Here is a 13,486-nt window from a genome sequence, read left to right as displayed (position 1 = left end):
AATATTCCCTTTATAACTATGGAGATTTTAACAATGTATTATTCGACCCTTTTCAACGTAATGTGTACGTTAAAAACTAATCTTGAAAAACCAATAATTAATATAACTCTTTCTCAGTAATTTTCGGAGACTACCATGTTTAACGTGAGTCATTTAACTCGCAACTATGGCAGTTTTGTTGCTGTAGATGATGTGAGTTTCTCAATTAAAAAAGGTGAGATCATTGGTCTGCTCGGACACAATGGCGCAGGTAAAACCACTATTATGAAAATAGTGAGTGGATACCTTGAAGCTGACCAAGGCGAAGTATCTTTTAACGGTATTTCTCTTAAAAAAAATCCCAAACTATTACAAAAGCATTTAGGTTATTTACCTGAAAGTTTACCTGTTTATCCTGAAATGAGTGTGGCTGAATATTTGGATTATGCGGCTGATCTAAAAGGGTTAAAAATTACAGAAAAAGTTGAAGAAATAAAGCGAGTGATCAAAGCCACTGATTTAAGTGCTAAATTGCTGGCACCTATTCAAACACTTTCGCGAGGTTATAAACAAAGGGTAGGGGTTGCACAAGCGATTTTAGGAAAACCTAAATTACTTATATTAGACGAGCCAACGAATGGTTTAGACCCTGAACAAACACAGCATATGCGCCAGTTAATTAAAGATATTGCGCAAGAGGCTACGGTTATTCTTTCAACACATATTATGCAAGAAGTTAATGCTTTGTGTGATCGTGTTCTCATACTTAAATCTGGGCAGCTTGTGCTTGACGAAAAATTAGACGTACTGCAACACAGCAAGCACCTTATTGTTGAAACAGATTGTAAAAACTTAGACATGTTGAAAAAGGTTTCAGGTGTCAAAAATATTGAAGTAAATAATAACAACACCTTACTTGTAGAAATATCTAAACAAGAGTTTTCGCGCACTATTTGTAGTGATATGAGTAAAGTTATTATTGAAGCTGGCGCTAATTTATTTGCGCTTTACCCACAAAAAAGAGATTTAGAAACCGTATTTAATCAAATTAATAACGATGTTTATTCAAGTAAAAAACAAGCGGTTAAAAAAGGCAAGGAGGCTAAAAATGCAGCCTGATCAATCAGCTCAATTTAATACATTACGTATTGCACAAAAAGAAATAGCGTTGTTTTTTTCATCACCTATTGCTTACCTATTTATTGGTGCTTTTGTTGCGATTACTTTATTTATATTTTTTTGGGGCGAGGCTTTCTTCTCAAGAAACATTGCTGATGTTCGTCCTATGTTTGAGTGGATGCCGTTGCTTCTTATTTTCTTGTGTTCAACTTTAACGATGAAGCTTTGGAGCGAAGAAAGACGCAGTGGCACCATTGAATATGTTCATACCTTATCAGTGCCTCTTTGGCATTTTGTTATCGGTAAGTTTTTAAGTTGTTTGTTTTTATTAGCCATAGCACTGCTTATCACCGTACCTTTACCTATAACCGTTAGCTTTTTAGGGGATCTTGATTGGGGGCCGGTTGTATCAGGCTATTTAGCGGTATTACTACTTGGTAGTGCTTATATAGCCATAGGTTTGGCTGTATCTGCAAGAAGTGATAATCAAATAGTAAGCTTAATTACAGCTTGTTTTATTTGCGGTTTATTCTATTTTATTGGTTCTGCTGCTATTACAGGTTTTTTAGATCATCAAAGCGCTGAATTTTTAAGACAATTAGGTACAGGATCTCGGTTTGAAGATATTACGCGTGGTGTTATTGACCTGCGAGATTTGTATTATTACGTTTCTTTAACGTTCGTGTTTTTAGCGCTTAACACATACTTTTTAGAAAAAGAGCGTTGGGTTACTCAGCAAAAAACTCAACACCATAAAAATTGGCAGTTTATTACCAGCTTGCTCGCCATAAATTTACTGGCGGCTAATTTATGGCTTAGCCAGTTACCTCAATTACGTTGGGATACTACAGCGGGTAAACAGTATTCTATTTCTGAGGCTACAGAAAGTTACCTTACTCAATTACAAGAGCCTATGTTGATCCGTGGTTATTTTAGTGAAAAAACGCACCCTTTACTGGCGCCCCTTGTACCGCAAATAAAAGATCTACTACAAGAATATGAAGTCGCAGCTAAGGGCAGAGTAAGAGTTGAATTTATAGACCCACAAAAAAATCCAGAACTTGAAGAAGAAGCCAACACCAGCTTTGGTATAAAACCTATGCCATTTCAAGTAGCAGACCGTTATCAAGCTTCTATTGTGAGTTCATATTTTAATGTACTTGTGCAATATGGTGACGAGCATGAGGTGTTAGGTTTTAGAGATTTAATTGAAGTAAGCGCGCGTGCAGAGTCAGATGTAGAGGTGCTTTTACGTAACCCTGAACATGATATTACACGTGCAATAAAAACGGTGTTACAAAATTATCAGAGTGCGGGTAACTTGTTTGATACTGTTAAGCAAAATATAACGTTTACAGGTTATATATCAGCAAACGATAAACTCCCTGAACAATTAATCGAATTTAAAAAAACGGTTAAACAACAGCTTGAAAACATACAACTTAAATCAAACAACAAACTCACGGTTAACTTTGTTGAACCTGAAAAAAATGGTGGCAGCTTAGCGAAACAAATTGCTGACGATTACGGTTTTCAACCTATGTCTACCAGCATATTTTCAAACCAATCGTTCTACTTTTATTTAACACTTGTGGGTGGCGAACAAATGGTTCAAATACCACTTGATGACTTTAGCGAAGCAAGCTTTGATCGAAACTTAGATGCCGCCATTAAACGTTTTGCTTCAGGTTTTAATAAAAATGTAGCCCTTGTTACCCCCAATGCAGAACCCTATAACGGCTATGCAATGCCTAGCGCTAAATATAGTCAACTAGAACGTATGTTAGGTGCTGAGTTTAATGTATTAAAAGAAGATTTATCTGATGGGAGTGTTTCCGGCGAAGCTGATATTCTTATGTTAATGTCGCCCAAATCATTAGATCAGAAACAACTTTTTGCGGTTGACCAATTTTTGATGAAAGGCGGTACGGTTATCGCGGCAACTTCGCCATATAGCGTTAATTTTAGCGGTGGTAGTTTATCTATGTCGCCTGTTGAAAGTGGCTTATCTCAATGGTTATCGCATCATGGTTTAAGTATTGAAAATAGTTTGGTGATGGACCCAAGTAATGCTTCGTTTCCTATCCCTGTTACTCGTAATGTTGGCGGTTTTCAGCTACAAGAAATGCGCATGCTAGATTATCCATATTTTGCCGACATTAGAGCGGGGTTAAATAAAGACAACTTAATAACGTCTGAACTTCCGCAGTTAACTATGGCATGGTCTTCGCCAATCAATATTGATGACAAAAAGTCGAATGTTAGCTTTACCCCATTAGTATCAAGCTCAGCTGAAGCATGGACATCGTCTTCACTTAATATTATGCCTACGGTGAATCAACTAGGTGAAACAAATTACAGTGCCGAGGGTGACACTAAAGAGCAGTTAATGGGAGTTATTGCTCAAGGTAAATTTACGTCTTATTTTGCTGATAAAGAGTCACCGTTACTTGTTGAAAACAAAACGGCTGAAAACAAAAACACAGCAGAAGAAAGTTCAGCGTCATCTAACCCAGAAGAAAATTCATTCGATGTTACTAGCGTTATTAATCACGCACCTGAAAGTGCGCGTATTATTTTGTTTAGCTCGAATGATTTTGTTCAAGACCAAGTACTACAGTTTACGGGTGGAGTATCGCAAACCGACTACCTAAATAGCTTACAGCTTTTAGTGAATACTATTGATTGGTCTCTAGAAGACCGAGCGCTAATGAGTATTCGTTCTCACGGTAACTTTAATAGAACATTACCGCCAATGGAGCATAGCGAACAGCTGTTTTGGGAATACGGTAACTATATTTTAGCGCTTGTTATGTTAGCGGGGATTGCGATATTAGAGCGGCAACATAGAAAGAACAAACAACGCCATTATTTAACTTGGTTAGCACAATAGGGGAATAAAATGAGCAAACACATTACTACATTGTCGGCCTTATTTTTATTGCAATTAATTATTGCGGGTCTATTGTTTTCTACTAATTCAGGGATGCAAAGTAATATAAACCCTCAATCACTTGTTCATATGGATAAAAACGAGTTGAACCAGATACAAATAATTGCCAAGGATACTGAACTCATACTCACTAAACATGAAGGAGATTGGCGATTAAAGGAGCATCCAGAGCTACCTCTAGTGGCAAGTAAAATAGCCTCTTTAACTTCTGAATTAATAGATACGCAAGTCACTTGGCCTGTCACGCGTACCGCAAGCAGCCATGAGCGCTTTAAAGTTGCTGAAGATAACTTTGAAAAACGCATTGTGTTTACAGATAAAAACAACAATAAGCACGAGTTATTATTGGGTGAATCGCCCAGTTATAAGCAGCTTTATGTGCGTGATGCGGATGGAGATGAGGTTTTTTCTATCGAGTATAGCGCTTATCAATTGAGTACTAAAGCAAGCGACTGGTTAGATAAGTCGTTACTTTCAATTAACGGCATTAGCAAAGTAAGCCATTCAAGCGTTAATTTAGAAAAGCATGACAATGAGTGGCAGTTAACATCGCCTGGCAAACTTAATGATCAGCAATCGTTAAATACAGAAAGCATAACCGACTTGGTTAATCAATTAACGAGCTTAACTGTATCGGGAATTGCAGAGGAAACATACGAAGCGACAAATAAACTGATTATTCATGATGATAAAAATACAGAGTATATCTACTCATTTGCTGCTAATAACGATAATTACTTTGTAAAAAGAAACGATATTAACCAATGGTTTACTATACCTAAGCTAAAATTTGAAACACTGGCTAATGTATCGGTAGATAAGTTTATTTCAGAAACGTCAGAACAAGAGGAGGACGAAGCAAATAATATTTCAGAGTAATACAATGGGGCAGGTATTCAAAAATATTAAGCCCCATTTACGACTATTACAAATACGTGTAGCTTTTTAAAGTACATTATTTGAGCTTGTTTTATATTGCTTAAATGAGGATATATCATGACTTCAAAAAATAAATCAATATTCAAAATTTTACTGGTGTTAGTAACTGCGGTTGTAGGTATAGGTGTTTCCGCTTTTACTACCGTTAAACAAAATCAAACAATTAAAAGTTCTTACCCACAGCAAAGTCATATACAAAAACGCTTGGTTAACACCTCAACATTAGATACAAAAATGCAAAAAGAACTGAGTATGTTAGTACCTGGAACTAAGCGCTTTAATTCGCGCTTTTTAAATAAAACGTTAACAAACAAATCTAATCATAAGGAGGGATAACTATGTCAATTCAACTTCCTATTTCCTTAGCCAATACAGGGTGTTTTCAATCATACTTAACGCATGTTAATAGCATACCTGCGTTGAATGAAGAGCAAGAAAAAACATTGTTTTCAAATTACCAAGAAAATAATGACTTAGCCGCAGCGCAACAAATTATTATGTCGCATTTACGCTTTGTTGCTTATATAGCCAAAGGATATCAAGGCTATGGTTTGCCCATAGAAGATTTAGTTCAAGAAGGGACTATTGGATTAATGAAGTCGGTAAAAAAATTTAGCCTCGATTTTGGCGTGAGGTTAGCGAGTTTTGCTGTGCATTACATTAAAGCAGAAATACAAGAATATGTACTGCGTAATTGGCGATTAGTTAAATCAGCAACCACAAAGGCGAAGCGTAAACTTTTTTATAATTTAAGAAGTTTAAAAGCGAAAACTGAATGGTTAAGTTATAAAGAAAAAAAAGAGATAGCTGATCATTTAGGTGTTAGCGAAGCCGATGTTAACGATATGGAGGTACAGTTAAGTCAGCCTGATGTTTTTATTGATGCTTCGGCAGATAACGACGAGGAGGGCTCGTCTTCTACTTTAGGCCATTTACTAGAAGACAAATCTGAACCGTTCTCTAACAAACTCATAAACGAAGACTTTACCAAAAAATCTTTAGAAAAAGTCAAAGAGGTTATCGATACGTTAGATGATCGCAGTAAAGATATTCTTATTAACCGATGGTTATCTGATGAACGACAAACTCATAAATCTCTTGCAGATAAATATGGGATTTCTCATGAACGTATTCGACAATTAGAGGAAAGAGCTATTAATAACATTAGAAAAAAAATGGCGATATTTGCTGCCTAGTTTTTATTACTGAAAGAGGCTATTGGTTATCAGAATGAAAATGAACGTTCGAATGTGTATTAACAAACTTGAGTAAAATGTTATATTGATCTAATTAAGGCGAGTTACTGACTTGCCTTTTTTTATAGAAAAATAAACAACATTTTTTAAGAGAAATAAAATGTCTTACTTATTTATGTTTGATCTCATCGGATGCGGCGTTTTTGCATTGTCGGGAGCTATTATTGCCTATCAAAAAAAAATGGACGGCATAGGCGTTATAGTTTTAGGTGCCGTTACCGCTATAGGTGGTGGAACAGTAAGAGATTTATTATTAGACGTACCTGTTTTTTGGGTAACTCAACCTAGCTATATATACGCGATTATTTGTTCTAGTTTAATTGCTATTTTATGGATTAATAGCTCGAAAAAATTACCCGAAAAATCGCTAGAAATAGCCGATGCATTAGGTTTAGCGTTATTTGTTGTTATGGGGACTGCAAAAGCTTTAGGTACAGGTGTACCACCGTTAATTGCTGTAATTATGGGCACTATAACCGGCTGTTTTGGTGGTATGATCAGAGATGTGTTAGCCAACGAAATTCCTCTGATATTTAGAAAAGAGCTCTACGCTGCTTGTTGTATTGCTGGCGGTTCAGCTTATGTACTTTTAACTCCTTATATTTCAGATACTTTGAGTGCCTCTATCGCATTTACTATTATTTTATTACTGCGATTAATGGCCATTAAATGGCAATTAGCTTTACAAGTATTTACGTATAAGAACAAATAATCAGTATCATGCTTATGGTACAGGCCCGTATGTGATAAAGTTAACTTCAGAAATAACTGGTTTAGCAGACCAACACTAGAAATAAGCCCGAGTTGTATTGCGTGCAGATATTAGAAAAAGACTACCAAATTAACAGTGTTCGCAAAGCGATAGAAGCAGGAACTAACTCCATTATCGCACTACCTACGGGGGGCGGTAAGAGTATTTGTATACTCAAACTGTGCCAAGCAATGTCTAACAAAAAAGTGGTTGTTAGCCTACGTAATGCAGCATTAATTCCTCAATTATTAAACACCTTAACCGTTAATGGTTTAACCGTTAGTGTTGTTAAATCAGGCTATAAGTACGTTGCTGGTGGTGATGTAACTTTGGTAATGGAGCAATCATTTACCCGAAGAAAACATTTAAATATACAGTGCGACGTATTACTGCGCGATGAATATCATGTAGGTTGCATGGGGGGCGTTTACATCGCCATGCGCGAAGAACTCTCGCCTGATTTAATTATAGGGTTAACCGCTACTCCCATTGACAGGCTTGGTGTTTATATTGACCCGTCAATGCAACTCATTGAAGAAACTACCACCAAACAGCTTATAGAACGAGGCGAACTGGCTAAGCCCGTGTACAAAGTACCTAGTCTTTCTCAAGAAATAGACTACAGCGCTGTAAAAATGTACCGAGGCGACTTCAGTGTTTCAGGCCTAGATCAAATACTACTTGAACAATGTTCTGTTGTTGCGCAACAAACCGTTGATAACGCGCTTTCGAAAGGTCGTAAGGTTATGCTTTTTGCTAACTCAATCAACCATGTAGAAGCACTTTCTGACGCGTTTCACTTGTTGGGTGTTAAGCATGATCGTGTTCATTCAAAACGTTCAGTTGATGAAAATAATGAAAGCATACGCCGATACAAATCAAACGAAGTTAGACTGATTATTAATATGTCTATGCTGACTATTGGTTTCGACGATCCTGAAACTGATTGTGTTGTACTAGCAAGACCTACCAAAATATTAAGATTGTATTTACAAATTATCGGCCGATGTTTACGTGCATCTAAAGGTAAGAAAGACGCGTTGATACTCGATTTAGCACAATGCATATCTACACATGGTTTTGCTGAAGATCACCGCGACTTTACCCGTAAAACCGCTAAATCTGCTGCTATCATGTCTGAACGATTGAGTGTAACCAACATTCATCAGTTTGTTGATGGCGAGTTTAGTTATAGCGATTCAATCGAACGTAAAGTCATTAAAAAGAAACCACCACGTAAAAAGCCTCGACCTAGAGTCGTAGTAAGCAAAGCACAAATTGAAAAAACAGAAAGTAAGCGGGCAGATGCATTAATTAGATTAAGCCCTAAAATGGAAAAACTAGTCAGTACTATTGAGTTAGTAAATGCCGTTTACGAACAACAAAACGACGAGCATAAAATGCTTGAACAAGAAAAAATGGTTAAAATTGTTGCACTGATCGGCTTCGCTTACAGTGACGCATTAGTTGATAGTTGTGTTGATTTAGTTGAAGAGCTCCATGCTCAAAATAATTCTATAAAAGGCTTATTGACCCGAGTGAGTAATTTGATCACCGCCATTGCTAAGAAAGAATTATTGGCTTCGTTGTAATACAGGAATATGAAAGCGCTAGTGAACATTTTAACAATAGCGCTTATTTCAAAAGAACAAGTGAGTTTGAGTGTAGCCATTACCACGACAAAGAAAGGTAAACGATCGTTAAAACTTGAGTTATAGCTACACTAACAACACTCAAATAGGCGTATTACGATCTCAATGCCAATGTCACCAGCACAACCCCATGATCTGTACTCTCGCCATCTCGATCAAAAATAGGATTAATTAAATGCCTATCGTAAGTATGATGATCGCTGACTTGATAAAGACTATCGTGGTAACTGGCATCAAACTCACACGACAACAAAATGTAATCAAGCACTGAATTACTCGCACCGTAATAGTGGGTAGGTGTTCTAGCTGCGGTAAGCTGATTTATGTCAGCAGATTTGTTCGAATCAACAGCCTCATCACTTTCTGAAATATCTTTATTGTCATTAACAATAACCGCTTCAAATAAATTCCAAGCGTCTTGTAAACAATATTTAGCCAAATAGGCATCGCGATCTATAGCGGAAACAAACCGTAGAGTGTCGGTAAGTAAATGACTCAACACACCATCGGTTAGTGTATTGTTAAAATCTCCCATTAACACCATAGGGTAATTAGTCGCTTCGCGGCGTTCTATCATCTCAATCATTAAAAACGTTGCTTCACTGCCGCGTTGTATGGTTGAACCCCAACTACCTGCAACGTTAGCTTTTAGGCTTTCAATAATGGTTTTTTCTGGCGACCATGTATTATTTTGTTCGTCTATTTCAAACATTGAACGTTTAGATTTAAAGTGCACAACATAGCAATCTGTGTTGCCAATATGGGGCGCTTCAACGGTGGCTCTTAACACTTTTCGGCTAAAAGAAAAGTCGTCAGTTAAACCTAAACTTTGTGCCAGTTCTATATTAGGTTTTATTGTAGCTATATCAACAATAGGGTAACGAGAGGCTATAGCTACAACAGGGCTGCGGTAAATAAAGTCGTCAACTATTTCAGGTTGATCAACTACCTCAAAATACTCATAACCTTGTTCTGCTACTAATATTTTTAATGAGTTAGGGCTAAATACCTCTTGAAAACCAATAATATCCGGTTGATATTCTTGTAAATACGCAGTGATCCAATTTTGCTTTTTAGCCCATTGTTCTGCGCTATAAATACGTTCAAATTCGTAACAAGCATTAGGCGGCTCAAGGTAATTAAATAAGTTAAACGTGGCAATTTTTAACTGTGTGTTGTTTTCTGATACGGGCATATTTGAACTTGCTTCAGCGCTTGAAGTAATGACGGGTAGATTTTCTTTTTGATCAGTATGTTTGATGGTATTAACTCAAATAAACAAAGAGATACAATTATACCTCATTGTTTATAAAATAAAGCTTTAGTTTTGTATTATCTATTTTACTCGTGGTATTGATATTAATACTTATTCCGTTGTAGCTTCATTTCTGAAAGAATTTTGGCGGTAATTTCTTCAACCGAAAATTTAGTGGTGTTTATATACGGAATTTTCTCTTTTTTGTATAGCTTTTCAACTTCTCTTAGCTCCATTCTACATTGACGTGATGATGCGTATTTACTGTTAGACATTCGATTGTTTCTAATATCCATCAATCGGTCGGCATCAATGGTTAAACCGAATATTTTCTTTTTATATTTTTTTAAAAACTCAGGGATCTGTAGGTCTTCCATATCGTCGTCAATAAAAGGGTAGTTAGCGGCTTTTACGCCGTATTGTAGCGCTAAATAAAGGGCGGAAGGGGTTTTACCTGAACGAGACACGCCCACTAAAATAACGTCGGCATGTTCATAATTACTGATGTTTGAACCGTCATCGTTGGCTAACGAAAAATTAACGGCATCGATACGATTGTCGTAACTTTTTTCATGAATGCTATGTGTTCTATGGGGTTGCGGATTTGCTTTAATACCTAATTGTTTTTCAAGTGGCGGAATAAAATGCTCAAGAAAGTTATAAATGATGGCGTCGCAGCCATCAATAATCTCTCTTATTTCAGGGTTTACAAAGGTATGAAAAACTAAAGGTGGCTCGCCTGCGCGTTTACTCGCTTTATTAATTTGTTTTTTGGCTAATAAAGCTTGCTCGGTACTTTCAACAAAAGAAATGGTGTGATGTTCAAATTCCATAGGAAATAGCGACAACAACGCATGACCAAATACTTCTGAAGTAATCGCTGTTCCGTCTGAAATATAAAAAGCTGCTCTCATTTTGTGTTCCTTTGTGTGAAAGTTTTCAAAAGGTGTTTCTTTTGTTGTGGTTCACAGTGTAGAATGTTTACTCTATAAACATCAATTGTTTTTATTTAACCATGAATAAAATGTATTTGAACATAAATACTTAGTGGTTAAAAATAAAGTTTATACCTAAGTAACTTTTCATATCTCATTGTTTTATTGAATAAAGTTACTTAATTATACACTTTTATTAAATAACTTGAGGATGTTGTCGTGCAAGAATATGTACTTTGGTATGAAGAACTTGGAATGAATGATGTTGATCGCGTAGGCGGTAAAAATGCATCATTAGGTGAAATGATTTCTAACCTAGCCAATGTTGGTGTGCAAGTGCCAGGAGGTTTTGCTACTACCTCGTTTGCCTTTAACGAGTTTTTAGAGCAAAGCGGCTTAAACGACAAAATTTATCAACTTTTAGATACGCTCGATGTAGATGATTTAAACGCACTAGGCGAATGTGGTACAACTATTCGTCAATGGATTATCGATACACCATTCTTACCACAAATGCAGACTGACATTGAGCAAGCTTATGCCAAGCTAGCGGGTGAATTTTCAAATGAAGCTTCTTTTGCTGTGCGTTCATCTGCAACGGCTGAAGACATGCCCGACGCGTCTTTTGCAGGACAACAAGAAACCTTTTTAAATGTACGTGGACTTGACGCCGTAATGATTGCCATCAAGCATGTATTTGCCTCTTTATTTAATGATCGTGCTATTTCATATCGTGTACATCAAGGTTACGATCACCGTGGTGTCGCGCTTTCAGCGGGTATTCAACGTATGGTGCGAAGTGATATTGCGTCAAGCGGTGTTATGTTTTCTATCGATACTGAATCGGGTTTTGAAGATGTAGTGTTTGTAACTTCAAGCTTAGGCCTTGGTGAAATGGTGGTACAAGGCGCTGTTAACCCTGATGAATTTTATGTTCATAAACCTACGTTAGCTAAAGGTAAACCTGCCGTTGTTCGCCGAAATATCGGTAGTAAAGCCATTAAAATGATTTACGCAGACAACCCTGAGCATGGCAAGCAAGTTGAAATTGTTGATGTAGACGAAGCGCAATCTAATCGCTTTTCGTTAACCGACGATGAGGTAATGAATTTAGCTAAGCAAGCCGTTATTATTGAAAAGCACTATCAACGCCCTATGGATATTGAATGGGCAAAAGATGGCCTCGACGGAAAGTTATATATTGTACAAGCTCGACCTGAAACTGTACGTAGCCGTGAAAGCACTAATGTAATAGAACAGTTTCAATTACAAGAAACCGCAAAAGTCATTGCTGAAGGTCGTTCAATTGGCCATAAAATTGGTAGTGGTGAAGCCAAGGTGCTTGCCTCGCTTGATGAAATGGATAAGATCCAGCCGGGCGATGTTTTAGTCACTGACATGACAGATCCTGACTGGGAACCTATCATGAAACGTGCTTCAGCCATTGTTACTAACCGTGGTGGCCGTACGTGCCATGCTGCTATTATTGCCCGTGAAATGGGTATTCCTGCTGTAGTAGGTTGTGGCGATGCAACCAGTAAAATAGCCAATGGCGACAAAGTAACCGTGTCGTGTGCTGAAGGTGATACTGGCTTTATTTATGAGGGACAACTTGAATACAAGGTTAAAACCTCTGAAGTAGACAAAATGCCTGAGTTACCACTAAAAATAATGATGAATGTGGGTAATCCTGATAGAGCCTTTGCGTTTGCTCGTTTACCGCATGCAGGTATAGGTTTAGCGCGTTTAGAGTTTATTATTAACAAAATGATTGGCGTGCATCCTAAAGCACTGATTAATTTTGATGAGCAATCGATAGATTTAAAAGAAGAAATTACCGATATTATCGCGGGTTACGATAGCCCTGTAGAATTTTACATTGCTAAACTTACCGAAGGTATTTCTACATTAGCTGCTGCTTATTCACCTGAAAAAGTGATTGTGCGCATGTCTGACTTTAAGTCGAACGAATACGCTAATTTAGTGGGGGGTGAAGAATACGAGCCAGAAGAAGAAAACCCTATGATTGGCTACCGTGGTGCAGCGCGCTATATTTCTAAAGACTTTAGAGATTGTTTCGCTCTTGAGTGTGAGGCGATAAAACGTGTACGTAACGATATGGGTTTAACCAATGTAGAAATAATGATCCCATTTGTTCGTACATTAGAAGAAGCAACACAGGTAATTGATATATTAGCTGAACATGGATTAAAACGTGGCGAGAATGGCTTACGCGTAATTATGATGTGTGAACTGCCTTCAAACGCATTATTGGCTGATCAGTTTTTAGATCACTTTGACGGCTTTTCAATCGGCTCTAATGATTTAACACAGTTAACCCTTGGTTTAGATAGAGATTCAGGCTTAATTGCGCATTTGTTTGATGAGCGCAACCCTGCAATAAAAGCCTTATTGTCTATGGCGATTAAAGCCTGTAAAGCACGAGGTAAATATGTGGGTATTTGTGGTCAAGGTCCAAGCGACCACGAAGACTTTGCCGCTTGGCTGGTAGAGCAAGGTATCGACAGTGTATCGTTAAACCCTGATACGGTTATACCTACTTGGTTATATTTAGCTGAGCAGCATGGTAAAGATTAATCGTTAAGTAAAACAAAATGTTAGAAACAAAAAGGTGAGCAATTAGCTC

At 37.3% G+C, this 13,486-nt stretch carries 10 protein-coding genes; 8 read left to right on the top strand and 2 right to left on the bottom strand.

Going from position 1 to position 13,486, the window contains the following annotated elements; translation table 11 throughout:
- Window positions 1-135: 135 nt before the first annotated feature.
- The 7 genes from B0X80_RS05575 to B0X80_RS05545 all read left to right on the top strand — a co-directional run bounded on the left by B0X80_RS05575 (window position 136) and on the right by B0X80_RS05545 (window position 8,589).
- Window positions 136-1,098, top strand: a complete 963-nt coding sequence (locus B0X80_RS05575) for an ABC transporter ATP-binding protein (protein WP_077338797.1) — start codon at window positions 136-138, stop codon at window positions 1,096-1,098.
- Window positions 1,088-3,991 (top strand): Gldg family protein, encoded by a 2,904-nt coding sequence (locus B0X80_RS05570; protein ID WP_077338795.1) that lies wholly within the window; start codon window positions 1,088-1,090, stop codon window positions 3,989-3,991. Before B0X80_RS05575 ends, B0X80_RS05570 begins: the two co-directional genes overlap by 11 nt.
- Before the next feature lie 9 nt (window positions 3,992-4,000).
- The gene (locus tag B0X80_RS05565) at window positions 4,001-4,930 is read left to right on the top strand and encodes a DUF4340 domain-containing protein (protein ID WP_077338793.1); all 930 of its coding nucleotides are present in this window, start codon (window positions 4,001-4,003) and stop codon (window positions 4,928-4,930) included.
- 117 nt (window positions 4,931-5,047) lie between these two features.
- Window positions 5,048-5,326 (top strand): hypothetical protein, encoded by a 279-nt coding sequence (locus B0X80_RS05560; protein WP_077338792.1) that lies wholly within the window; start codon window positions 5,048-5,050, stop codon window positions 5,324-5,326.
- Between the two features lie 2 nt (window positions 5,327-5,328).
- Window positions 5,329-6,186 carry an RNA polymerase sigma factor RpoH gene (gene rpoH / locus B0X80_RS05555; protein ID WP_077338791.1) on the top strand — a complete coding sequence of 286 codons (858 nt, stop codon included), beginning with the start codon at window positions 5,329-5,331 and terminating at the stop codon, window positions 6,184-6,186.
- Between the two features lie 160 nt (window positions 6,187-6,346).
- Complete coding sequence (locus B0X80_RS05550; protein WP_077338790.1) at window positions 6,347-6,958, top strand: trimeric intracellular cation channel family protein; 612 nt, start codon at window positions 6,347-6,349, stop codon at window positions 6,956-6,958.
- Between the two features lie 101 nt (window positions 6,959-7,059).
- A complete protein-coding gene (locus B0X80_RS05545; protein ID WP_077338789.1) occupies window positions 7,060-8,589 on the top strand; it encodes a DEAD/DEAH box helicase in 1,530 nt (509 codons plus the stop codon).
- Window positions 8,590-8,743: 154 nt separating this feature from the next.
- Here the strand turns inward: B0X80_RS05545 and B0X80_RS05540 are convergent, their stop codons facing one another.
- Both B0X80_RS05540 and ppsR read right to left on the bottom strand, forming a co-directional pair.
- Window positions 8,744-9,844: an endonuclease/exonuclease/phosphatase family protein gene (locus B0X80_RS05540; RefSeq protein ID WP_077338788.1), complete on the bottom strand. Its 1,101-nt coding sequence runs from the start codon at window positions 9,842-9,844 to the stop codon at window positions 8,744-8,746.
- Between the two features lie 164 nt (window positions 9,845-10,008).
- The gene (gene ppsR / locus B0X80_RS05535) at window positions 10,009-10,818 is read right to left on the bottom strand and encodes a posphoenolpyruvate synthetase regulatory kinase/phosphorylase PpsR (RefSeq protein ID WP_077338787.1); all 810 of its coding nucleotides are present in this window, start codon (window positions 10,816-10,818) and stop codon (window positions 10,009-10,011) included.
- Window positions 10,819-11,058: 240 nt separating this feature from the next.
- Here ppsR and ppsA point away from each other — a divergent pair, with 240 nt between their 5' ends.
- Complete coding sequence (ppsA, locus tag B0X80_RS05530; protein WP_077338786.1) at window positions 11,059-13,437, top strand: phosphoenolpyruvate synthase; 2,379 nt, start codon at window positions 11,059-11,061, stop codon at window positions 13,435-13,437.
- The last annotated feature ends 49 nt before the right edge of the window (window positions 13,438-13,486 follow it).

Source organism: Pseudocolwellia agarivorans, assembly GCF_002000085.1.
Taxonomy (GTDB): domain Bacteria; phylum Pseudomonadota; class Gammaproteobacteria; order Enterobacterales; family Alteromonadaceae; genus Pseudocolwellia; species Pseudocolwellia agarivorans.
The sequence above is the reverse complement of the archived record's forward strand: the minus strand, read 5'-3'. Positions and strand labels throughout refer to the sequence as shown.